Annotated in this window: 23 protein-coding genes and 1 tRNA gene; 17 read left to right on the top strand and 7 right to left on the bottom strand. The window is 62.6% G+C overall.

Annotated elements, in window-relative coordinates:
* The first annotated feature begins 1029 nt into the window (after window positions 1-1029).
* The 4 genes from I6F28_RS00880 (at window position 1030) to I6F28_RS00895 (ending at window position 6051) form a co-directional block, all read left to right on the top strand.
* Entirely contained in the window at window positions 1030-2673 is a 1644-nt protein-coding gene (locus I6F28_RS00880) for a recombinase family protein (RefSeq protein ID WP_225128272.1), read from the top strand.
* Between the two features lie 599 nt (window positions 2674-3272).
* Window positions 3273-3470 carry a hypothetical protein gene (locus I6F28_RS00885; protein WP_225128273.1) on the top strand — a complete coding sequence of 66 codons (198 nt, stop codon included), beginning with the start codon at window positions 3273-3275 and terminating at the stop codon, window positions 3468-3470.
* Window positions 3433-4170: a tyrosine-type recombinase/integrase gene (locus tag I6F28_RS00890; protein ID WP_225128274.1), complete on the top strand. Its 738-nt coding sequence runs from the start codon at window positions 3433-3435 to the stop codon at window positions 4168-4170. Before I6F28_RS00885 ends, I6F28_RS00890 begins: the two co-directional genes overlap by 38 nt.
* Window positions 4171-4794: 624 nt before the next feature.
* Window positions 4795-6051, top strand: a complete 1257-nt coding sequence (locus I6F28_RS00895; RefSeq protein WP_225128275.1) for a tyrosine-type recombinase/integrase — start codon at window positions 4795-4797, stop codon at window positions 6049-6051.
* On the opposite strand, the gene I6F28_RS00900 is transcribed toward I6F28_RS00895, so the two are convergent.
* The 4 genes from I6F28_RS00900 to I6F28_RS00915 form a co-directional block, all read right to left on the bottom strand.
* Complete coding sequence (locus tag I6F28_RS00900) at window positions 6048-6620, bottom strand: hypothetical protein (protein ID WP_225128276.1); 573 nt, start codon at window positions 6618-6620, stop codon at window positions 6048-6050. The genes I6F28_RS00895 and I6F28_RS00900 overlap by 4 nt on opposite strands.
* Window positions 6621-6631: 11 nt before the next feature.
* On the bottom strand, window positions 6632-7216 hold the full coding sequence (locus tag I6F28_RS00905; protein ID WP_225139061.1) for a hypothetical protein: 585 nt from the start codon (window positions 7214-7216) through the stop codon (window positions 6632-6634).
* Window positions 7213-7704, bottom strand: coding sequence for a hypothetical protein (locus I6F28_RS00910; protein WP_225128279.1), 492 nt, complete (start codon window positions 7702-7704; stop codon window positions 7213-7215). Before I6F28_RS00910 ends, I6F28_RS00905 begins: the two co-directional genes overlap by 4 nt.
* Window positions 7705-7847: 143 nt before the next feature.
* Window positions 7848-7924: transfer RNA gene (locus I6F28_RS00915), tRNA-Pro, on the bottom strand.
* A gap of 50 nt (window positions 7925-7974) precedes the next feature.
* On the opposite strand from I6F28_RS00915, the gene I6F28_RS00920 reads away from it, so the two are divergent.
* From I6F28_RS00920 to I6F28_RS00945, 6 genes are all read left to right on the top strand, one after another.
* The gene (locus I6F28_RS00920; RefSeq protein WP_225139062.1) at window positions 7975-8982 is read left to right on the top strand and encodes an L-threonylcarbamoyladenylate synthase; all 1008 of its coding nucleotides are present in this window, start codon (window positions 7975-7977) and stop codon (window positions 8980-8982) included.
* 16 nt (window positions 8983-8998) lie between these two features.
* Window positions 8999-10426 (top strand): FAD-binding oxidoreductase, encoded by a 1428-nt coding sequence (locus tag I6F28_RS00925; RefSeq protein ID WP_225139063.1) that lies wholly within the window; start codon window positions 8999-9001, stop codon window positions 10424-10426.
* The gene (locus I6F28_RS00930) at window positions 10423-10869 is read left to right on the top strand and encodes a GNAT family acetyltransferase (protein ID WP_225139064.1); all 447 of its coding nucleotides are present in this window, start codon (window positions 10423-10425) and stop codon (window positions 10867-10869) included. Before I6F28_RS00925 ends, I6F28_RS00930 begins: the two co-directional genes overlap by 4 nt.
* A gap of 9 nt (window positions 10870-10878) precedes the next feature.
* Window positions 10879-11460, top strand: a complete 582-nt coding sequence (locus tag I6F28_RS00935; RefSeq protein WP_036028286.1) for an NUDIX hydrolase — start codon at window positions 10879-10881, stop codon at window positions 11458-11460.
* A 275-nt stretch (window positions 11461-11735) separates the two neighbouring features.
* Window positions 11736-12665 carry a glycine/sarcosine/betaine reductase selenoprotein B family protein gene (locus tag I6F28_RS00940; protein ID WP_225139065.1) on the top strand — a complete coding sequence of 310 codons (930 nt, stop codon included), beginning with the start codon at window positions 11736-11738 and terminating at the stop codon, window positions 12663-12665.
* A gap of 35 nt (window positions 12666-12700) precedes the next feature.
* Window positions 12701-13894: a CaiB/BaiF CoA transferase family protein gene (locus I6F28_RS00945; RefSeq protein WP_225139066.1), complete on the top strand. Its 1194-nt coding sequence runs from the start codon at window positions 12701-12703 to the stop codon at window positions 13892-13894.
* Window positions 13895-14095: 201 nt separating this feature from the next.
* Here the strand turns inward: I6F28_RS00945 and I6F28_RS00950 are convergent, their stop codons facing one another.
* A complete protein-coding gene (locus I6F28_RS00950; protein ID WP_225139067.1) occupies window positions 14096-14860 on the bottom strand; it encodes an SOS response-associated peptidase in 765 nt (254 codons plus the stop codon).
* 63 nt (window positions 14861-14923) lie between these two features.
* Between I6F28_RS00950 and I6F28_RS00955 the strand changes: the two genes are divergently transcribed.
* From I6F28_RS00955 to I6F28_RS00970, 4 genes are all read left to right on the top strand, one after another.
* Complete coding sequence (locus I6F28_RS00955) at window positions 14924-15436, top strand: hypothetical protein (RefSeq protein WP_074447530.1); 513 nt, start codon at window positions 14924-14926, stop codon at window positions 15434-15436.
* 5 nt (window positions 15437-15441) lie between these two features.
* Window positions 15442-15876, top strand: coding sequence for an NUDIX hydrolase (locus I6F28_RS00960; protein ID WP_036003648.1), 435 nt, complete (start codon window positions 15442-15444; stop codon window positions 15874-15876).
* 45 nt (window positions 15877-15921) lie between these two features.
* Window positions 15922-16299, top strand: a complete 378-nt coding sequence (locus I6F28_RS00965) for a TIGR02301 family protein (protein WP_036003646.1) — start codon at window positions 15922-15924, stop codon at window positions 16297-16299.
* Between the two features lie 265 nt (window positions 16300-16564).
* Window positions 16565-16831, top strand: coding sequence for a hypothetical protein (locus I6F28_RS00970; RefSeq protein WP_036003643.1), 267 nt, complete (start codon window positions 16565-16567; stop codon window positions 16829-16831).
* 190 nt (window positions 16832-17021) lie between these two features.
* On the opposite strand, the gene I6F28_RS00975 is transcribed toward I6F28_RS00970, so the two are convergent.
* Window positions 17022-17891 (bottom strand): sulfurtransferase, encoded by an 870-nt coding sequence (locus I6F28_RS00975; protein ID WP_225139068.1) that lies wholly within the window; start codon window positions 17889-17891, stop codon window positions 17022-17024.
* Window positions 17892-18047: 156 nt separating this feature from the next.
* Window positions 18048-19382, bottom strand: coding sequence for a dihydroorotase (locus I6F28_RS00980; protein ID WP_225139069.1), 1335 nt, complete (start codon window positions 19380-19382; stop codon window positions 18048-18050).
* Between the two features lie 97 nt (window positions 19383-19479).
* Between I6F28_RS00980 and ygfZ the strand changes: the two genes are divergently transcribed.
* The 3 genes from ygfZ to I6F28_RS00995 are packed head-to-tail and all read left to right on the top strand — an operon-like array spanning window position 19480 to window position 21589.
* A complete protein-coding gene (ygfZ, locus tag I6F28_RS00985; RefSeq protein WP_225139070.1) occupies window positions 19480-20355 on the top strand; it encodes a CAF17-like 4Fe-4S cluster assembly/insertion protein YgfZ in 876 nt (291 codons plus the stop codon).
* Window positions 20352-20978 carry a DNA-3-methyladenine glycosylase I gene (locus tag I6F28_RS00990; protein WP_225139071.1) on the top strand — a complete coding sequence of 209 codons (627 nt, stop codon included), beginning with the start codon at window positions 20352-20354 and terminating at the stop codon, window positions 20976-20978. Before ygfZ ends, I6F28_RS00990 begins: the two co-directional genes overlap by 4 nt.
* The gene (locus I6F28_RS00995; RefSeq protein WP_225139072.1) at window positions 20975-21589 is read left to right on the top strand and encodes a YfbR-like 5'-deoxynucleotidase; all 615 of its coding nucleotides are present in this window, start codon (window positions 20975-20977) and stop codon (window positions 21587-21589) included. The genes I6F28_RS00990 and I6F28_RS00995 overlap by 4 nt, the downstream gene beginning before the upstream one ends.
* Window positions 21590-21678 lie beyond the last annotated feature (89 nt).

Here is a 21678-nt window from a genome sequence, read left to right on the forward strand (position 1 = left end):
AGGTTGCGCTCGATCCTTTCGGACCTGTAACCGTGTGCGGTGTGGCGAGCCTTGCAAACGACTGCCTCGAAATGAAGCCATCACTTCGCTCATCGAACGATCGGGCATGCTAATCGTGCAATCGCGCAAGTACCTGGACGGGATCAGCGAGAGTCGCGTTGGATGGTAAGCGCTCCAAGCATCGATTACCTGCTCCGGTGGGAATGGGTCTTTCCCATTCGGCCACTCATGGTAGGAGGCTGCAGGCTGCTCGAAAGGCCAGGTTCCTGCACTCGAATTCAGCGCGTTAAAACATGGGAGGCTCTGCCGAAAAGAAGAGTCGTTTGCCTGACGACATCATCGGCATTTGGTTGAGCAGACGGCCCGCCTCTATCGCGATGACGCGACGGAATGTCTGGTTTCGGGCTTCTCACCGCTAAGAAACCAATGCCATGGTTTGTCGTCCAGGCGCGCCCTCAATCTCAGTCTCAATGTAGTGAGGCGTGAGTCGAAATGGTTGCCTTACTTGGTCGCGCCCTCGATGATCCACGCTTGGACCCGAGCTGGCGCGACCGAATAATACCAACACTCGCACCTGCAACGCGCGGTGTGAGGCGTCTATCTCGTAAGCGCCATCCAGAATAGACGAGGCTGATCAGAGGAGCCGCCGGTGATCTGCTAGCAGAGCTGGAAGAAAGCAGGCATTGGCACCAGCTTTTTCAAACCCTATCCGAGCAGTGATCGAGACATGCACTTCCCATCTATTGCGGATTACAGAGAAGGATTGATACAGCCATAGTATAAGACCGCCAATGCGCTAACTATACGGCGCACCGAAGACATACTTTTCCCGGATCGCGCCCTCCGCCGCTGGGCGTTGTAGATGCTCCTTGAACGAGCTCCTTAGCACGCGAGCTGCGAAGAGAGGTGGTCGCCCAACTGCGTCGATACCGGCGGCGATGCGGGACTATTTTCTTCAATTGATGTAATTATTGCTGCAAGCGTCGCATAGATGTTTGATTTGCTCCGGTGTAACTTTCGGGAGCGAGAATGATGGCCAACGCGCTCGAGATCTATAAGGCTCATCCGGTACGATCGCAGCTCGGCATGAGAGCGGCACAATATGTCCGCATGTCGACACAACGGCAGCAATACTCGATTCAGAATCAGGCTGCTGTGATTGCAGCATACGCGCACGCCCATAGCCTGACCATTGTACGAACCTATCGCGATGAGGGAGAGAGCGGCCTGCTCATCAAGAACAGGGCCGGTCTTATACAGCTCATCAAGGATGTCCAAACAGGAGCAGCCGATTTCGGTCATATTCTGGTCTATGACGTAAGCCGGTGGGGCCGCTTTCAGGACGTCGATGAGAGCGCGTATTACGAATTCGTGTGCAAACAGGCAGGCATCAACATCGTGTATTGTGCTGAGCAGTTTGATAATGACGGCAGCGTGCTCTCCAGCATCATCAAAAACATCAAGCGCGTAATGGCGGCCGAGTACAGTCGTGAGCTTTCGGCGAAGGTTCACGCTGCGCAGTGCCGGTTCGCCCGACTTGGCTTCAAGCTTGGAGGTCGCCCTGGTTATGCTCTCTTGCGAGAACTTGTCGATCAGAGTCAGCGGTCGCGAGGCGTGCTGAAGAACGGTGACCAAAAATACCTCATGACTGATCACGTCCGAGTGCGCCCCGGCATTCCCGAGGAAGTAGCCGTGGTCAAGTGGATCTTCGAGCGCTTTCTGCAGATAAAGTCGGAAGCGATTATCGCCCGGGAGCTAAACCGGAGGGCCATACTCACGAGCACGGGAGTTCGGTGGACGCGCGCAGCGGTTAACATGGTGCTTAGAAACGAGAACTACATTGGAAACCTGACCTTCAACCGCCGATCACGCAAGCTGCGGCGGACCTGCACCTGCAATCCTCCCGAGCTTTGGATCACCAGCGAGAGATGTATCGAGCCGATCATCGAACGCGAAGTCTTCCTGAAAGTAAACAAGATCATTGAGGAACGGCGTGTCGATATCACTGAAGAGGAGATGCTTGCCCGTCTACGCAAAACGCTGCTCAAGGAAGGGCGCCTGAGCTCTGCTATCATAGCCAGCACGGTCGGCCTTCCCTGCGCTTCCACCTATCAAACTCACTTCGGCAGCATGATGAACGTGTATCGCTTAATCGGCTACACTCCCAAGCGAAACTATGCATTTCTCGAGTCGCGCCCGCGCTGGGCAGAGCAAGAGGCCAAGCTCGGCTCTCACATCGCCATGGCCATCAGGAAAGCTGGTGGTCGCATCATCTCTAGCAACCGGACCGATTACTTGCGCGTGCGTGGATCGGTCAACATCTCAATTCGATCAGCCCTCTGCTGCGGAAGGCAAAATCGAGCGCCGTATTGGTCGATCAAGCGCAGGGCACGCCTGCCTCAGGGCTGGATCGCCGCCATCAGGCTGTCTGAGCATAACGAGTCAGTGCTCGATTACGTGCTGCTGTCGGCCGACGGGAAAGCGAAACGAACCATAAACTTTTCTGAGAGGGCTCGCGTTCGCCGTGGAATCGCTCGCTTCGATACCCCTGACGCTTTGGCTCGAGCGATCGCCAAGCTAGTAACACTTAAAGACCGTTGTGCGCCAGCACCACAGGACAAGCGATCGAGACCAAAGCAGCTCAACACCAAGAACGCCCGCACGCGGCGCTGATCAGACGCAGGCACAAAACTCCGCAAAGCAGTGCTTCTTAATATTTAGAAGCTTGTCCAGATTTCGAGCGCCTTCGCTCTTGCCGCGTGCCGCATCATGTTCCACTCCAAGTCCGTGATCATGCCCTGACCGATTTCCACGCCAGGCTGGCTGAACATACGACAGCCGATCCGACGCTCTTTGTTCAGCCGCATTTTCGGGTTTGCTCGCAATCCGGCGCCATTCACAGCAGTGGAGCACAGGGTGACCGAGCCGCGTGGCATCTCTAAAAAAACAAGCTGCGGCTTACGCTGGCTGCGAGTCGCTTTCGGCGTTCACCGAATGGGTTCGACGCGGAATCATGCCTAGACCGATTCCCGGAACCACGCAAATGGGATAGAAAAGCTATTGACGCGGCCCTTGACCGGCTATCTGGTTTACAGCCTAAGATTGAAGCTCAACTAACACCATACGACGCATGGAAGGCTTCCCAGAATGCGAGTGCGGCTGAAAGGGATCAACTGGTCCATAAAAAGCTCGCTGACGGTACATCGAAGACCTACTGGTACGCTTGGAAAGGAGGCCCGCGCATTGACGCGGAACCCGGCACACCGGAGTTTATGCGGCTCTACAACGAAGCAGTGTCGTCGTACACAACGAAGACTGCCGAGACGTTCAGCTCGCTCATCGACTACTTCAAGGACTGTAGCGAGTACAAAGATCTCGGCGACAAGAGTAAGCGCGCTTACGACGGATATCTCAAGCTCATCGAGGCCAAGTTTGGATCGATGCCAATCGGCGCTCTCGAAGAGGGGTGACTTCAAAGAGTTTCGTGATTCATTCTCCGATACGCCGCGCAAGGCGGACTACGTTTGGACAACGATCGCGCGTGTTCTGTCGGTTGCGAAGGATCGCGGCAAGATCGCAGTGAACGTTTGCGCGCGGCTTTACGACTCTGATCGATCGGAGATCGTGTGGAGCGCCGAGGACATCCGGGCCTTCTGCAGCGTTGCGTCCGTTGAGCTGCAGGCGGCTCTACTGCTTGCACTGTGGACGGGCCAGCGCCAAGGGGACCTGCTGCGCCTAACTTGGAAGGACTACGATGGCACGTACATCCGGATGCGTCAGTCTAAGGGACGCGGCAGCAAGGGCAGGCGCCGTGTAACCATACCGGTGGGGCCGACGCTAAAGGCGGCGCTTGATGCTGCGCTCAAGGAAAAGCGCTCTGCAGTGACCATTTTGGTCAATTCGTTCGGACGGCCGTGGACGGAGGACGGCTTCAGGACGAGCTGGGACAAGACCTTTAAGAAAACGTCCTTGAAGGACCTGCACTTTCATGATTTGCGCGGCACTGCTGTTACGCGCCTCGCGCTATCCAACTGCTCGGTGCCGGAGATCGCCTCGATCACCGGCCACTCGATGAAGACCGTGCAGGAGATTCTGGACGCGCACTACCTGGGTGGCCGGCTCGAACTCGCGGAGTCAGCGATCAAAAAGCTGAGCGAAGTGTACGGGTAGGAACCACGGATTGGGATCTCGGTCGCCAAGGCTTCTGCGTGAGAGAGTGCTCCACGCCGCCGCGGAAACGAGCTAGCCGCTGCGGTAACGCGCAGCCATCCCGCCATCGGCGTACGGACAATGAACAGATTTCTCAAACCGGACGTCAAACCGAATGGTCCGTTCTGACGTGCACTGCTGTAAGTGCTTGATTTGCTTGGTGGGCGCACCAGGGCTCGAACCTGGGACCCGCTGATTAAGAGTCTCGAATTGTCCGTTTTGCACTCGGGAACCGCCAATTGCCGCATGTAATGAGAGGCGCGCTTCTCGAAGAGCAGATTTCGCATACACCTTGGACGGGTGGCCGATCCGAAGGGCCTCGCGCACTCACAAGTACCGCGTTCAAGATATGCCGAAGCGTAAGATCGATAGACTCGCTCGCGCCAAAGCCCGGCCCGATCCTGCACAGTGGGGGGAGGACGAAGTGATGACGCTGATCGAGGCCGTTACCGTATTTTTTCCGCACGGTCCATTGACCTTATCATCGTTGCGCAGGGCCGCAGCGACTGGGACTCTTGAAATTGCCAAAGTGGCAGGCAAAGATTTGACCACACCTCGCGCCATCCGCAAACTGGTCAAGCCGTCATGCCGGGCCGCAAAGCCAAGCCACCACGACTCTGGTTCCGAGACGACGATGAGACCTGGATCATCCTCGACCGCGGCCGGCAGATCCGCACAGGCTTCGGCCGCGACGACATTGATGGCGCTGCGAAGGCACTCGAAACCTACATCGGCGGGCGACATACAAGTACAATCGGCGCCACTGACCCGGGCGCCCTCGCCATAGCTGATGTTCTCACTGCTTACGAGATTGCAAAGCGCCCCAAGGATAAGAGCGACCAACGCGCGTGGGCACAACACGATCTGCTGCTCATTCGCTTGCTCGACCTCAACACCTTCTTTGGCGACAAGACGGTCAGCGAGCTCAAAGCCCAACTCTGTCGTGATTTCGTAGACTGGTCTACTGGCACGCCGAACGAGAACAACAGAAAGGCAGGCATCAAGCCCCGCAACAGCTCGGTCTCAGATCAGACCGCGCGACGCCGACTTGAGGATTTGCGGGCTGCGGTCAACGTCTATCACGCAGAACACACACTTAGCGTGGTCCCAAAGATCACCCTGCCTCCAAAGGCGGAGGGGCGTCACCGGTGGCTAACACGCAATGAAGCCGCTCGCTTACTCGCAGCAGCGATTGGTTACGTGTGGGACAATGAGCGAGAGACCTGGAAGCGTGGTGAAGATGGCAAGCTTTTGAGACGTGAGCGGTGGATCATCCGCCGTCGCTATCCGGCGGCGCGTTTCATGTTGGTCGGCATTTACAGCGCGCGCCGCGAAGAGACGATCCGCCGCACACAGTGGCTATCGACAACGACTCATCCTTGGATGAATCTGGACGCGATGGTGTACCAAGGCAAGGGAGCCTTGGAGCGGTCGACCAAGAAGCGACGCCCGCCCGCGAAGATCGCCAGCCGGCTGCGCCCTCACCTAGTCCGCTGGCGTAAGATCGACGAGAAGCGTTCCTCCGAACTCAGAGCAGCGGGCGTCATGAGGAACGGCGAGCAGATACGATTCATCGTCAACCGCATCCACGATGGCCAGCCGCTTGCCGGCAAGATCAGGTCGGCTTGGGAAGCAATTCTGGAGGATGCGGGACTGGGCGATGATGTGGTTCGCCACTCCTTGCGCCACACCGCCGCGACTTGGCTCATGCAAGCTGGCGTCGATATGTGGGAAGCCGCTGGCTGGCTTGGGATGACCGTGGAGCAGCTGGAAGCCAACTATGGCCATCACCATCCAGATTTCCAGGAAGAGGCGGCCGAAGCGTTTGGGGGACGACGCTAATTCCCCTTGCGGTTAGCAACGTCTGTCAGAAAATAGAGCGACCAAAATACAGTCACCGACAAGAACGATAAAAGCATAGACAGGATCAAGCTACCGATTGCCCAGACCGCTGTTCGAGCCAACGGAGCACTTGCTGTCCAGCTGATAACCGCGTCCCTCATCAAGCCAGCGCCCACGACAGCGAATAGCGTCACAAGGCCCAAGAAGCTCAGATAACCTAGCAGAAAGCAAAGGAATTGGCGCATAGTCAGGGCGTCATTGTCCAGCCAAAGCTCAGCTCCCATTGGCCTTCGATCAATGTTGTTACCTGGCGCGCCCATCGATACTGCCGCCAGCGCCCCCACCATAAACGGTACAGCCATGATCAATAGGTCTCTGGCAAACCGCAATAACCCAGCATCGCCGAACAGTGGGGCGCGTGGTTGGACGCCTACGTAAACGATCCATGCCACCAGTGCGACGGATAATGGAACGATCACGTCATACCGGCGCTTCTCTGGATGACGGATAGAAAGGTAGCGGATAGGAGCAAGCAGGCGCAGTCGCGAATGCGTCCCGCCCTGTTCCACGTCCAGATACTCTATCCGTGACCTTTCCATAGCGAGTCTTTGTCCAGCAAGGCTTCCATCTGCTTCACGACATCGCGGTTGACTGTCGTGTACCACTCTCTGGCTGCCTGGAGAGATATTACATCTTTTGTGCAGATCATCAGATCCGAAGCGCCGGCAAGTGCATCCGGCAACGACCCGGTGATCATCGCACCGTTTACGTGCCGGAATGACACCTTAATCTTGTACCCGCGCTGTGTGTAGTAGGTTCGCAGGGCGTTCATCCATTCGAAACGTGCTTTAGGGTCGTTTGGTCCCTGCTTGGCGGACACCTTCAATTGAACTTGGGCGTCAAATTCCTCATTGATCATATGGGTTTTACCGGCAATCGATTGTTTTTCTTTGCTCTTGGTAAAGATTAGATAGGAAATTTCAGCACCTGGACCAGTGGCAAACCCGACGTTCCGTCCAACATCGGCGTGGAGTTCCAGGCGGGGATTGAATCGGTAGGGCTTGAGCACATTTCCTCGTTTCGGATCTGGCACCGGTACGTCAAATGAGAGTTCGTCCTGCGTTGCCCATCGGCGAAGCTGCCGACACAGGAAATCCTCAATCATTTTCGGTTTATTGAGTGTGCAACTTCGATCACACATCGGTAGTCGCCGCTATCAACGGCCACGACCGGGGTGCGAACGACCACATGGGCTGACACGCACCCGCGTTCATTTTCGTGGCCGGAGATATCCCGTCCGTTCAAGTTTGCCGTGTCGACGACGGAGAATGTTGTCTTTTGCTGATCAACGTATTCCAGCAGAAGCTGATAGTATCGAAAACCGTCGCGTGTATGAGACTTGAGATCTCGGAGCCAGATGAAGTTCAATCCGGCGCACCGGATTTTCCGCTCATCGTCCGTCTCTTCGGACTCTCTCTCGGTCTCTGACTTTCCGAAAAACTCAATAGCCCACGCTGCTTTTCGTCGCTCCTCGAGAGCGTCGAACATGCTCTTGCCGGAGACGATCGGAACTTTGGCGTGGCTCGGAGCCTTTGAAATCGACCGAGCAACCAATCGATTTAAAAGAACAATCCTCTGAAATGGACTCGACACTCAGCCCTCCCTGCGGAAGCTGATATGTCACAACCCACGCTTGAGGAAGAGGTCGTGAGCGCGTTATCCCCGGAGGCAAGAGGCTTTTCATTGCGCATTTCATTGCGGAACGACGCCCCGGAAACTATAAGTAGTTGAAATCTTGGTCGGAGTGGCAGGATTCGAACCTGCGACCCCTGCGTCCCGAACGCAGTGCTCTACCGGGCTGAGCCACACTCCGACAAGAAGGCGGCTTATAGCGTTGGGCTTGACGCACTGCAAGCGGCCGAGATGAGGAATTTTATCCCTGTGAAGACGGGTGTCGAAACGCTGATATTGCCGGCCGGCGAAGCCGACGCGGAAGCCGCCGCCCGGCGACTTGCGGCCGGCGGGCTGGTCGCGTTTCCGACCGAGACGGTCTACGGGCTCGGGGCGGATGCTGCCAATGCGGTCGCGATCGCCCATCTCTACGCCGCCAAGGGCCGGCCGGCGTTCAATCCGCTGATCGCGCATGTTGCGGATCTCAAAGCCGCGCGGCGGATCGGGCTGTTCGATGCGCGCGCGCTGGCGCTTGCGGAGGCGTTCTGGCCGGGGCCGCTGACGCTCGTGGTGCCGAAGGCCGAGGACTGCACGGTGGCGGATCTCGCCACCGCCGGCCTCGACACAGTGGCGATCCGCATTCCCGCCCACCCCGTCGCACAGGCGATCCTGCGCGCCTTCGGCGGCGCCGTGGTCGCGCCGTCCGCCAATATCTCCGGCCACGTCTCGCCGACGCTGGCCGCCCATGTCGAGAGCGACCTTGCCGGGCGGATCGACCTGATCATCGACGGCGGGCCTGTGACGGTCGGCGTGGAATCCACGATTATCGGCTGCTTCGACGCGCCGATGCTGCTTCGTCCCGGCGGGCTGTCGCGCGAGCGGATCGAGGCGGTGCTGGGCGCGAAGCTGGCGCGGCCGCCGGCGGAGGCTGGCAGCGACGACAGCCAGCCACTGGCCCCGGGCATGCTGGCCTCGCACTACGCACCGCGCGCCCATGTGCGGCTCAATGCACGTGAGGTCGCGCCGGGCGACGCGCTGCTGGCGTTCGGCCCGGAGCGCCTGCCGGGCCTTGACGCCGCCTCGGCCGTCATGAATTTGTCGCCCACCGCCGATCTCGATGAAGCCGCGGCCAATCTGTTCGGCTATCTTCGCAGCCTCGATGCGAAAGCGCCGCGGGCGATTGCGGTGATGCCGATTCCCGAAGATGGTCTGGGCGAGGCGATCAACGACCGGCTGCGCCGCGCCGCGGTGGCGCGTTGAAGCAAGAGACGAGGACATGAACATCAACAAGCCTGCCACCCCGCCGCTTGCGCCCGAATTGATCGAGCAATTCCGCAAGATCGTCGGCGACCGCCACGCCATCACCGACCCGACCGATATCGAGCCTTACGTCACCGAGGAGCGCAATCTGTTCCACGGCCGCTCGCCGCTGGTGCTGCGCCCGGGCTCGACGGCGGAGGTTTCCGCGATCTGCAAGCTCGCCTCCGCGCACAACATCGCGCTGGTGCCGCAGGGCGGCAACACCGGGCTCGTCGGCGGCCAGACGCCACACAATGGCGAGGTGGTGGTGTCGTTGCGCCGGCTCGACAAGATCCGCGAGGTCGACACCGCCTCCAACACCATGACGTGTGAGGCCGGCGTGGTGCTGCAGATCGCGCAAGCCAGGGCTTCCGAGGTCGACCGGCTGTTTCCGCTGTCGCTCGGGGCCGAAGGCAGCTGCACCATCGGCGGCAATCTCTCGACCAATGCCGGCGGCACCGCGGCGCTCGCCTATGGCGTCGCGCGCGAGATGGCGCTGGGCCTCGAAGTGGTGCTCGCCGATGGGCGCGTGCTCAATTCGCTGTCAAAGCTGAAGAAGGACAACACCGGCTACAATCTACACAACCTCTTCATCGGCGCCGAAGGCACGCTCGGCATCATCACCGCGGCGACGCTGAAACTGTTTCCGAAGCCGCGGGCGATCGAGACCGCCTTCGTCGGGCTGAAATCGCCGGCGGCGGCGCTGAAGCTGCTCACCATCGCGCGAGGCGAAGCCGCCAATGCGCTGACGAGCTTCGAGCTGCTGTCGGAGCTGGCGGTGGATTTCTCGGTCCGCCACGGCATCGACGTGCGCGACCCGCTTGAGGCAAAGCATCCCTGGTACGTGCTGATGGAATTGTCATCGCCGAGCGAGGATGCCCGCACGCCGCTGGAGACGATCCTGGGCCGTGCCATGGAGGAGGAGATCGTCGACGACGCCGTGATCGCGGCGAGCCTCGCCCAGCGCGGCGCGTTCTGGAAGCTGCGCGACGAGATGTCGGCGGCGCAGAAGCCGGAAGGCGGCTCGATCAAGCACGACATCTCCGTCCCGGTTGCGGCCGTGCCCGAATTCATCGCGGAAGCCGATGCGGCCGTGGTGAAGCTGATCCCCGGCGCCCGGCCGGTGCCGTTCGGCCATCTCGGCGACGGCAATCTGCATTACAACGTCAGCCAGCCGATCGGCGCCGACACCGCCGATTTCCTCGCGCGCTGGCATGATGTGAACGCGGTGGTGTTCGAGATCGTGCTGCGCATGGGCGGCTCGATCTCGGCCGAGCACGGCATCGGCGTGCTCAAGCGCGACGAGCTCCCCGAGGTGAAGGACAAAACCGCGATCGAGCTGATGCGCTCCATCAAGACGATGCTCGATCCGCTCGGCATCATGAATCCGGGGAAGGTGCTGTGAGCGCTTCCCTTGCGATCGATGCGATCACCGATGCCGACGTCGAGGGCGTGGTCGCGCTGTGGCAGCGCTGCGGCCTGACGCGCCCCTGGAACGACCCGCATGCCGACATCGCACTAGCGCGGCGGCGCGACAATTCCACCGTGCTGGTCGGCCGCGACAATGGCGCGATCGTCGCCACCGTGATGGTCGGCCATGACGGCCATCGCGGCTGGGTCTATTACGTCGCCGTCGATCCCAGCTGTCAGAAGCGCGGCTATGGCCGCATCATCATGGCGGCGGCCGAGGACCGGCTGCGAAGCGCCGGGATTTCGAAGCTGCAGCTCCTGGTCCGTCGCGAGAACGCGCAGGCCAACGCGTTCTATGGCTCGCTCGGCTTCGAGCTGTCGACATCCGTGATGTTCCAGAAGTGGCTCGACGGCCGTGCGACCACGCCAAGCAATTGAGATCGAGGCATGACCCTTTCCGACCGCGTCCGCATCAAGGACGTCCGCGTGCTCTCGGACGGCTGGACCACGCTGAAGACCACGACCTTCGAATACCGGCGCGCAAGTGGCGAGTGGCAGACCCAGCATCGCGAGACCTATGAGCGCGACAATGCCGCCGCCGTGCTGCCATATAATCTCGCGCGACGGACCGTGATCCTGGTGCGCCAGTTCCGCCTTCCGGCCTTCATCCGCGGTTACGACGACCTCTTGATCGAGGCCGCCGCCGGCGTGCTCGACAACGCCGAGCCCGAGGAGCGCATCCGCGCCGAGGCGGAGGAAGAGACCGGCTATCGCCTGCACCATGTCCACAAGGTGTTCGAGGCCTTCATGAGCCCCGGCGCCATCACCGAGAAGCTGCATTTCTTCGTCGCCGAATACGAGCCCGAGATGCGGGTGAGCGACGGCGGCGGCCTGGAGCACGAGGGCGAGGACATCGAGGTGCTGGAGCTGTCCATCGACGAGGCGCTGGCGATGATCGCCGACGGCCGCATCATCGACGCCAAGGCGATCATGCTGCTGCAGTATGTGGCGCTGCATGTGTTCAGGTGACCTTGCGGCTGTCCTTCCTTCTCCCCTTGTGGGAGAAGGTGGCGCGAAGCGCCGGATGAGGGGTTCTCTCCACTTGTGAGATCGTTCGTGAGGATGGATACCCCTCACCCGTCTCGCCGCTATGCGGCGATCCACCCTCTCCCACAAGGGGAGAGGGGAGGAGCGCAGCTCGCTCTATCAAGCCTGCAATTCAGACCTGCGCCGCCGCTCCCCCCGGTTGAGCAACCGCAAAACTATCTCTAGTCTGTCGTCAACCAAGAACCAGGAGACGCGCCATGTCCGCTCCGCGCGACGATGAATTCGGCTTTGCGCCCGACTACGATTCCCCCGTCCCCTACATGCAGCGCACCCGGGATTATTACGCGGCGATCGGCTACACCACGCCGTACCGCTGGGCGCATTACACCGAGGCGCCGTTCCAGCCGCTGAAGAAGCCGTTGTCGCAATCGCGCGTCACCATCATCACCACCGCGGCGCCCTACGATCCGGCCAAGGGCGACCAGGGGCCGGGCGCGGCGTATAATGGCAGCGCGAAGTTTTATCAGGTCTATGACGGCGACACGTCGAAACAGCACGATCTGCGCATCTCGCACATCGGCTACGACCGCAAGCACACCTCGGCCACCGACAGCGGCACCTGGTTTCCGCTGCCGCAGCTGTTGAAGGCGAGCGCCGCCGGCCGCATCGGCGAAGTGAGCCAGCGCTTCTTCGGCGCGCCGACCAACCGCAGCCATCGCGTGACGCTCGACACCGACGCGCCGGAGATCCTGGCGCGCTGCCTCGCGGACAAGGTCGACGTCGCGGTGCTGGTGCCAAACTGCCCGGTCTGCCACCAGACCACGGCGCTGGTGGCGCGGCACCTGGAGCGCAACGGCATTGCCACCGTGGTCATGGGCTGCGCCAAGGACATCGTCGAGCACGCGGCCGTGCCGCGCTTCCTGTTCTCCGACTTCCCGCTCGGCAATTCCGCCGGCAAGCCGCACGACATCGCGTCGCAGGCCCAGACGCTCGAGCTCGCGCTCCGGCTGCTGGAGAGCGCGAGCGGTCCGCAGACCACGATGCAATCGCCGCTGCGCTGGAGCGAGGACGCCTCCTGGAAGCTCGACTACAACAACGTTGCGCAGCTCTCGCCCGAAGAGCTGGCTCGCCGCCGCGCCGAGTTCGACAAGCAGAAGGAGATCGCGCGCGGCAACCGCGCCGCCTGACGTCCTCCAACAACAATAAGCCGAGGGAGAGCGAGGTGACGCGACCGTTCGAGGGCGTGAAGATCCTGGATTTTACGCAAGTGCTGGCCGGCCCCTATGCGAGCTACCAGCTCGCGCTGCTCGGCGCCGACGTCATCAAGATCGAGCGGCGCGAGGGCGACGACATGCGCCGCACGCCGCTCAGCCGCGAATGGGCCGAGCGCGGGTTGGCGCCGGCGTTTCAGGCCGTCAACGGCAACAAGCGCAGCCTGACGCTCGATCTGCAGAAGCCGGAGGCGATCGCGATCGTGAAGAAGCTCGCAAGCCGTGTCGACGTGGTCATGGAGAATTTTCGGCCCGGCGTGATGGACAAGCTCGGCATCGGCTACGAGGCGCTGGCGGCGATCAACCCGAAGCTGATCTATTGCGCGGTCTCCGGCTTCGGCCAGACCGGCCCCGATCGTTTGCGGCCCGGCTATGACGGCAAGATGCAGGCGCTGTCGGGCATCATGGCGATCACCGGCCACCCCGAGACGGGGCCGACGCGCGCGGGATTCGCCGTGTGCGATGTGCTCTCGGGCGCCACCGCTGCCTTCGGCGTCTCGAGCGCGCTCTATCAGCGCGACCGCACCGGCAAGGGGCAGCTGATCGACGTCTCCATGCTGGAGGCGACGCTGGCGTTTCTCTCGGGCCAGATCGCCGACTGGTCGGTCGCCGGACATCGACAGCAGCTATCGGGCAATCAGGCGGTGAGCCGCCGGACCACGGCGAATTTGTTCAAGTGCGGCGACGGCCATATCCTGCTCGCCGTCAACAACGAGAAGCAGTACCGCGCGCTGATGGCTGCGCTCGGGCGCGAGGATACGCTGTCAGATCCGCGCTTTGCCGACTGGTTCTCGCGCAACGAGAACGAGGGCGCGCTGCGCGCCATCATCGAGCAGGCGCTGGCAAAACGGCCGGCACGCGAATGGGAGACAATTCTTGAGGACGCCGGCGCGCCCTGCGCCAGCATCTGGAAGGTCGAGGAGGTCATCGACCATCCGCAAATCAAGGCGCGCGGCGCGATCCATGAGCTGGACACGCAATACGGCCGCCTGCGCTTTGCCGGCAGCGGCTTCAAGCTCGCTCATGGCGGCGGCCGGCTGGATCGCATGGCGCCGGAGCTGGGCGCGGATACGGATGCGGTGCTGGGCGAGCTGGGATTCGATGCGGCAGAGATCGCGGGGCTGAGAGCGCGGGAGATTGTGTGACGGCAGCGCCTCACACTCAGTCGTCGTCCCGGGGCGCGCGTAGCGCGAACCCGGGACCCATAACCACAGGATCGCGTTTGACGAAGACTCGTGGTGAACAGTTTACGCCATAACCTCATCCTGTGGCTATGGGTCCCGGATCGGCGCGCGCTTTGGGCGCGCTTGTCCGGGACGACAGCGGAGTGAGTGGCGGCACCGCACCTAGAACAACGACCCCTGCCCGTCATCTGATGACGCTGCCGCAGTCTTCCGCACCGCCTTCTTCGGCTTCGCCGCCTCGGCTTCCGCCGCGATCTCCTCCGCACTGATCGGCAGCACGAGCTGCTCGTCATCATTGGCGACACGGTTGACGCGGGTGGAGACCGGGTGCCAGGCGAATTCGCCGACGCGCGGGGGCCTCATCAAGGGCAGGATCGCGTCGATCTCGTCGCCCTTGCTGTCGAGCCAGCGCTCGAAGTCGTGCGGGCTGATGGTGACGGGCACGCGGTCATGCAGCGCGGCGAGATCCTCGCCCGCCGCGGCGGTGACGATCGCGACCGTGTCGAGTTCCTCGCCGTTCGGACCGACCCAGGTCTCGAACACAGCGGCAAAGCCGAGCGGCTCACCGTCGGCACGGTGGATGAAAAAGGGCTGCTTGCGGCCGGTTTGCATCTTCCACTCGTAATAACCATCGGCCGGAATCAGGCCGCGCCGGCGGCGAATCGCGTTCTTGAACGCAGGCTTCTCCAGCACCGTCTCGGAACGGGCGTTGATCAGGAGCGTGAACCCGCGGGGGTCCTTGACCCAGCCGGGCAGAAGACCCCAGCGCATCAGGCGGAAATGGCGCGCGCCGTTCTCGAGCAGCACCACCGGAATCGGTTGCGTCGGGGCGACATTGTGCCGGGGCGGGAAATTCGGCTGCTCGACATAGCCGAACAGTTGCCGCAAAGCCGCGGGGGCCGAAGTTATGACGAAGCGTCCACACATCCTTGGAGGCCTATATAGGGTCCGTTCAGGTCCTTTTAACCCCGAACGTTAACACTGCGGCAGATGAGCTCAACGGCCTCCCAACCCGCGCGGACGCATGTACAGACGGGCCCTGAGGCGACCGCCTGGGCCGAACGGCTGCGCGTGGCCAACATCAATCCGCGGACCGGGCTTGCCACCGACTATCTCAACCATTTCAATGAAGCCGTGATGCTGCTCGAAATGGTGCCGGATATGCCGGAATGCGCCGAAGACTTCCTGACCTGGACGCCGCTGTCTTATGCCGAGCATTTCACGGCGTCGAATTTCAAGGCGCGGGATTTGGCGATCGAAGCCTATGAGAAAGCCGATCCCAACGTGCGTGCCCAGTTCGACCACTTGACGGATACCATGACCTCGATCCTGACCGCGGTCGGCTCGGCCATGCGCGAGGTCGAGAAGGACACGACGCGGGTCCGCCTCGCCGAGCAGGCCACGCTTTGGGTCAAGCCCCTGATCGCAGCCTGCGGCGGCATCATCAATGGCGGGGCGGAAGCCGACGTCGACACCATCATGGCGACTCATCCGGATAGGTGACGCGATTGGCCGCAATCGTCCATCCTGCCCATCCCCAGCTTGCGGTCAGCGCGGCGATCTTCCGCGACGGCAAGGTGCTACTGGTCCGCCGCGCCCGCTCGCCGGCCAAGGGCTTCTATTCGCTGCCGGGTGGCCGGGTCGAGTTCGGCGAATCGCTGCATCAGGCCCTGAGCCGCGAGGTCGACGAGGAAACCGGCCTTTGCATCGAGATCATTGGCCTCGCCGGCTGGCGCGAGGTGCTGCCGGCCGCGGCCGGCGCCGGCCATTACCTGATCATGTCCTTTGCCGCGCGCTGGACGGCCCGGGAGCCGGCGCTGAACGACGAGCTCGACGATCACCGCTGGATCGCCCCTGGCGCCCTGGCAAGCCTCGGCGACCTCAAGCTGACCGGGGGGCTGGAGGAGGTCATCCTGTCCGCTCACCGGCTGCTTGGAGCCTGACCGCCCGCCTTGCGCCAGCCGTCCCGAGGGGGCATACAGCCGCCGATGTCGTCGCGATTTCTGGCCATTTTTGTCCTGATTCTCGCCTGCGCCTCCGTGCCTGCGAGGGCCCAGGACGTGGCGGCGCCGTTTGACGGCGAACTGCAGCGGCTGGCCGAGATCCTCGGCGGCCTGCACTATCTGCGCGGCATCTGCGGGGCCAACGAGGGTAACAAATGGCGCAACGAGATGCAGGCGCTGATCGATGCCGAGACCCCCTCCGGCGAGCGCCGCACCCGCATGATCGCCGGCTTCAACCGCGGCTATAACGGTTTTCAGCAGACCTATCGCAGCTGCACGCCGGCCGCGATGGTGGCGATCCGCCGCTACATCGAGGAAGGCTCGAAGATCTCGCGCGATCTCACGGCGCGCTACGCGAACTAGCTACCCCGTCATTCCGGGGCTCGCGCGCGAGAGCCCGGAATCCATTCATCCACCGTCTCTGATGCCCGATGGATTCCGGGCTCGCGCGAGGCGCGCCCCGGAATGACGGCGCGGTCGACGCATGTGCGGGCCTGGAACCCTGTCATCGACTTTGTTCACAGCCGTTAACCGTTCTTAAAGATGTGGCCTAGCGGTCGTTAACGCCCGTGCTACACCTCTCGCACAGCGCATCGCCGTGGATCGCGCCCCAGCCTGACCGAGTTTCATGAGCCAGCCGATTTCCTACGCCCCCGCCCGCGCGCCGCTGCCCGATCACGAGCAGAAACAGGCCGCACTGAGCTATCTCAACGAGGCCTGGGCCGAGGCGCGTCATGACGGCGTCGACGGCGACTGCCTGGCGCAGGCGAGCCTGTTCGCGGCCCTCGCCGAGCTCGTCGGCACCTATGGCGAGGACGCAGTGGCAAAGTTCGTCGAGGGCTTTCCCGGCCGCATTCGCAACGGCGAATTCTCGGTCGGCATCTGCAGGCAGTAAGCCGTCCTGAAGCAGTAAGCCGTCCTGAAAATGACCCCGCCACGCGGGCGGGGCCAGTTGACGGATGAATGACTCTGCGAAAGGCGTCGCGAAGTCTGCCGCTCTTATCGCACGGAAGCCGTTGCCGGCGGACAAGCATTAATCTCGCGATGACCGGGAGATGTTCCCGACAGAGCCGGGAACGCGCGCCTCAGTCCGTCTCGATCGGCAGCGCCGGATCCCTCGCCCATTCGCCCATCGAAGCGTCGTAGAGCGTCAGCTTGTCGTAGCCGAGCTGCGTCAGCAGCAGGAGGTCGATCGTCGCCGAGATGCCGCCGCCGCAATAAAGAATCACATTCTTGTCGCGCGTGACGCCCTGGGCGGCGAACTTCGCTTGCGCATCCGCAAGATCCGCCAGCGTCTTGTCGGCATTCACGAGTGTGGCTGCGGGAACGTTGACGCTGCCGGGAACGCGGCCCGGCCGGCCATAGCGGCTCGGCTCGAGGCCGCGGTGAAACTGCGGCCCGAGCGCGTTGACGATGATGGTCGCGGGATCGCCGATCCGCGCCAGCACGGCTTCCTTGTCGACGAAGCAGCCTGGGCGCGGCGCCGCCTTGAAGGCCGTCACCGGATAGCCTTTCGGTGCGCCCGTCTCGGTCGGCCGTCCCTCCTGCTGCCATTTGTCGAAGCCGCCGTCGAGCACGTGGGCATCGACGCCGAGCGCGCGCAACATCCACCAGAACCGCGTCGCCCACATTATCGTCCCTATGCTGTAGAGCACGATGGTCTTGCCAGCATCGAGGCCGTGGCGGCCGAAGGCGGCCTCCAGCTGGGCGACATCGGGCATCATGAAGAAGTGTTGCGACGAGGCGTCGGAGAACTCGCCTTGCAGGTCGAGGAAATCGGCGCCGGGGATGTGGCCGGCGGCGAACGTCTTGTCGCCGGGCACGGCGCGATAAGGCACGGCGCTGCCTTCCGGCGCGGGCTCAAGATAGGTCGTGCAGTCGTAGAGGCGAAGGTTGGGATCGCCGAGCATGGCGGCGAGCTGCTCGGTGGTGATGAGGGCGGCGGGTTGGGACATCAGGCTGCACTCCCGTTCGAGAGGAAGTGTAGACCGCTCCTCCCGTCATTGCGAGAGCAGCGAAGCAATCCAGAGTCTTTCCGCGGCGACAGACTGAATTGCTTCGCTGCGCTCGCAATGACGAATGGGGAAGCCCCGTGCGTCCCCCACATCACCCTACTGCTTCAGCGTCTCCAGGAACCGCACCGGCTCGCCCTGCGCGGCCGTCACCAGCTCGCCCTGCCACATCACGCGACGGCCGCGGATAAAGGTGCCGACCGGCCAGCCGGTGACGCGAACGCCGTCATAGGGCGTCCAGCCGGCCTTGGACGCCACCCATTTGTTGGTGATGGTCTCGCTGCGCTTGAGATCGACGATGGTGAAGTCGGCATCGTAGCCGGCGGCGATGCGGCCCTTGCAGGCCATGTTGTAGAGGCGCGCAGGGCCGGCGCTGGTGAGGTCGACGAAGCGCGCCAGCGAGAGCCGACCCGCATTAACGTGATCGAGCATAACAGGCACCAGCGTCTGCACGCCGGTCATGCCGGAAGGCGAAGCGGGATAGGTCTTCTGCTTCTCCTCCAGCGTATGCGGGGCGTGGTCGGAGCCGAGCACGTCGATGATGCCCTGTTCGATGCCGCGCCAAATGCCGGCACGATGATCGGCGCCGCGCACCGGCGGGTTCATCTGCGCCAGCGTGCCGAGCCGCTCGTAGCATTCCGGCGCGACCAGGGTGAGATGGTGCGGCGTCGCCTCGCAGGAGGCGACATCCTTGTGGTCGCGCAGGAACTCGATCTCCTCCTTGGTCGAGATGTGCAGCACGTGAATACGCTTGCCGGTCTCGTGCGCGAGCTTGACGAGGCGCTGCGTCGCCATCAGCGCCGCGGTCTCGTCGCGCCAGACCGGATGCGAGCGCGCATCGCCCTCGATGCGCAGCGATTTGCGCTCGTTGAGGCGGTATTCGTCCTCGGCGTGGAAGGCGGCGCGGCGGCGGATCACCTGGAAAATGCGGCGCAGGCTCTCGTCGTCCTCCACCAAAAGCGCGCCGGTGGACGAGCCGATAAACACCTTGACGCCGGCGCAGCCGGGTGCGCGCTCCAGCACAGGCAGGTCCTGCACGTTCTCGCGGGTGCCGCCGATGAAGAAGGCGAAATCGCAATGCATGCGGTGATGGGCGCGCTTCACCTTGTCGGTGAATTCGGCCTCCGTCACGGTCAGCGGCGAGGTGTTCGGCATCTCGAATACGGCGGTGACGCCGCCCATCACGGCGCTGCGCGAGCCGGTCTCGAGGTCTTCCTTGTGCGTCAGCCCGGGCTCGCGGAAATGCACCTGCGTGTCCATCACGCCGGGCAGGATGTGCAGGCCCTTGCAGTCGATCACCTCGGCGGCCGAGCCTTGCGACAGCGGACCGAGCTCGGCGATGCGGCCGCCCGTGATGCCGATATCCCGCACGCCCTCGCCGTCCTGGTTGAAGACGGTGCCACCCTTCAGGATCACATCGAAACGCTGGGTCATTGGGCCTCTCTCATCCTCAGGGCGCAGGGCTCGAGGTCTTGTCGTTTATGCGTTGCGGGCTTACGTTCCGGAGCAACATGTCGCAAGAGATTTTCGCATGAAATCGGCGTTTCTTCCCGACCGGGGCGTGATCAAAGTCGCGGGTGAGGATGCGCGCAACTTCCTCAATGGCCTCGTCACCACCGACCTGGACAGGCTGAAACCTGGTCTGGGGCGATTCGGCGCATTGCTGACGCCGCAGGGCAAGATCATCGTGGATTTCCTGATCACGGAAGCGTCCGCAGGCCACGGCGGCGGGTTCCTGATCGACTGCCCCAAGGCGCTGGCGGACACCCTCGCCACCAAGCTGAAATTCTACAAGCTGCGCGCCAAGGTCACCGTGGACAAGCTCGACCTCGGCGTGCTCGCGGCCTGGGACGGCGAGCCGACGGCGCAGCCCGACCTTGCCTTTGCCGATCCGCGGGCTGAGGGGCTCGGCTACCGCATCCTGGTCCAGGAAGATCTCAAGCAGAAACTGTCCGATCTCATTGGCGCCGAGCTGGTCGATGCAGCCGAGTACGAGGCGCATCGCATTGCGCTCGGCGTGCCGCGCGGCGGGCTCGATTTCATGTACAGCGATGCGTTCCCGCATGAGACCAACATGGACCGCCTCGCCGGCGTCGATTTCGACAAGGGCTGCTATGTCGGCCAGGAGGTCGTCTCGCGCATGCAGCATCGCGGCACCGCGCGCACGCGCAGCGTGAAGGTGCTGCTCGAGGACGCCTCGCCCGAGCCTGGCACAACCATTCTCGCCGGCGACAAGCCGGTCGGCACCATCGGCTCGACGGCCGGCGGCAAGGGCATCGCGCTGGTGCGCATCGATCGTGTCGCCGATGCACTCGATGCAGGCCAGCCGCTCACCGCTGGGGGGCTGGCTTTGACACTCGCTGAACCAGACGTCGTTCGCATTCCAGCCAAGCAGCCGATCGCATGAGCCGCGCTGCCAGCTTGCATCCCGATGGTCTGACCCGCTGCCCCTGGCCGGGCGAAGATCCGCTTTATGTCGCCTATCACGACACCGAATGGGGCGTGCCGGAATACGACGACCGCGCGCTGTACGAGAAGCTGATGCTGGACGGCTTCCAGGCTGGCCTGTCCTGGATCACGATCCTGCGCAAGCGCGACAATTTCCGCAAAGCCTTCGACGATTTCCAGCCGGAGAAGATCGCGCGTTACAATGCCAGGAAGGTTCACGCGCTGATGAACGATGCCGGCATCGTGCGCAACAAGGCCAAGATCGAAGGCGCGATCCTAAGCGCAAAGTCCTATCTCGACATCATGGAGAAGGGCCCGGGCTTCTCGAAGCTGCTGTGGGACTTCATGGACGGACGGCCGAAGGTCAACCAGTTCAAGACCACGGCAAGCGTGCCGGCCTCGACGCCGCTGTCGGTACAGATCTCCAAGGAGCTGTCCTCGCGCGGCTTCAAATTCGTCGGCCCGACGATCGTCTACGCCTTCATGCAGGCGACCGGCATGGTCAACGACCACCTGGTCGACTGCCACTGTCATGCGACCTGCAGCAAGACCCAGCGCAAGCTGCGCCTCAAGGCCAAATGACGGCGAAGAAGGCAGCGCGCAACGAAGAGGTCCGCGCCTGGCAGCGCATGCTGTCGGGCCGGCGGCTCGACCTGCTCGATCCTTCCCCGCTCGACATCGAAATCGGCGACATCGCGCACGGGCTGGCGCGGGTGGCGCGCTGGAACGGACAGACCCTCGGCGCGCACATCTTTTCGGTCGCGCAGCATACGCTGCTGGTAGAGACGGTGCTGCGGCATGAGATACCCCGCGTCGACCAGCGCGTGCGGCTCGCGGCCCTGCTGCATGATGCGCCGGAATATGTGATCGGCGACATGATCTCGCCGTTCAAGGCCGTGCTCGACGGTCACTACAAGGCCGTCGAGAAGCGGTTGCTCGGCGCCATCCATATCCGCTTCGGTTTGCCGCCGGTATTGCCAGATGACATCACGCAGGCCATCAAGGCCGCCGATCGCGGTGCGGCCTATCTCGAGGCAACCGAGCTCGCCGGCTTCAGCGCGAGCGAAGCGCGGCGCCTGTTCGGCAAGGATCCGGGTCTCTCCGAAAGCGTCCGAGGCGACTATCTGACGCCCTGGACCGCGGCGCGGGCCGAGAAGCAGTTTCTGGAGCGGTTTGGCGCCGTGTTTGCGTAGCATTATTCCTTCGTAGGGTGGGCAAAGCGAAGCGTGCCCACCGAACCAAGCGACATGCGCGCAATTGCGAAATGGTGGGCACGGCGCGA

This window comes from Bradyrhizobium sp. NBAIM14 (assembly GCF_020193895.1).
GTDB lineage: Bacteria > Pseudomonadota > Alphaproteobacteria > Rhizobiales > Xanthobacteraceae > Bradyrhizobium > Bradyrhizobium yuanmingense.

Coding starts and splice junctions, on each gene's coding strand:
- I6F28_RS00880 (WP_225128272.1), top strand. CDS start 1,030: ATGATGGCCAACGCGCTCGAGATCTATAAGGCTCATCCGGTACGATCG.
- I6F28_RS00885 (WP_225128273.1), top strand. CDS start 3,273: ATGCGGCTCTACAACGAAGCAGTGTCGTCGTACACAACGAAGACTGCC.
- I6F28_RS00895 (WP_225128275.1), top strand. CDS start 4,795: ATGCCGGGCCGCAAAGCCAAGCCACCACGACTCTGGTTCCGAGACGAC.
- I6F28_RS00905 (WP_225139061.1), bottom strand. CDS start 7,216: ATGATTGAGGATTTCCTGTGTCGGCAGCTTCGCCGATGGGCAACGCAG.
- I6F28_RS00920 (WP_225139062.1), top strand. CDS start 7,975: ATGAGGAATTTTATCCCTGTGAAGACGGGTGTCGAAACGCTGATATTG.
- I6F28_RS00925 (WP_225139063.1), top strand. CDS start 8,999: ATGAACATCAACAAGCCTGCCACCCCGCCGCTTGCGCCCGAATTGATC.
- I6F28_RS00935 (WP_036028286.1), top strand. CDS start 10,879: ATGACCCTTTCCGACCGCGTCCGCATCAAGGACGTCCGCGTGCTCTCG.
- I6F28_RS00940 (WP_225139065.1), top strand. CDS start 11,736: ATGTCCGCTCCGCGCGACGATGAATTCGGCTTTGCGCCCGACTACGAT.
- I6F28_RS00950 (WP_225139067.1), bottom strand. CDS start 14,860: ATGTGTGGACGCTTCGTCATAACTTCGGCCCCCGCGGCTTTGCGGCAA.
- I6F28_RS00955 (WP_074447530.1), top strand. CDS start 14,924: ATGAGCTCAACGGCCTCCCAACCCGCGCGGACGCATGTACAGACGGGC.
- I6F28_RS00965 (WP_036003646.1), top strand. CDS start 15,922: ATGTCGTCGCGATTTCTGGCCATTTTTGTCCTGATTCTCGCCTGCGCC.
- I6F28_RS00970 (WP_036003643.1), top strand. CDS start 16,565: ATGAGCCAGCCGATTTCCTACGCCCCCGCCCGCGCGCCGCTGCCCGAT.
- I6F28_RS00975 (WP_225139068.1), bottom strand. CDS start 17,891: ATGTCCCAACCCGCCGCCCTCATCACCACCGAGCAGCTCGCCGCCATG.
- I6F28_RS00980 (WP_225139069.1), bottom strand. CDS start 19,382: ATGACCCAGCGTTTCGATGTGATCCTGAAGGGTGGCACCGTCTTCAAC.
- ygfZ (WP_225139070.1), top strand. CDS start 19,480: ATGAAATCGGCGTTTCTTCCCGACCGGGGCGTGATCAAAGTCGCGGGT.
- I6F28_RS00990 (WP_225139071.1), top strand. CDS start 20,352: ATGAGCCGCGCTGCCAGCTTGCATCCCGATGGTCTGACCCGCTGCCCC.
- I6F28_RS00995 (WP_225139072.1), top strand. CDS start 20,975: ATGACGGCGAAGAAGGCAGCGCGCAACGAAGAGGTCCGCGCCTGGCAG.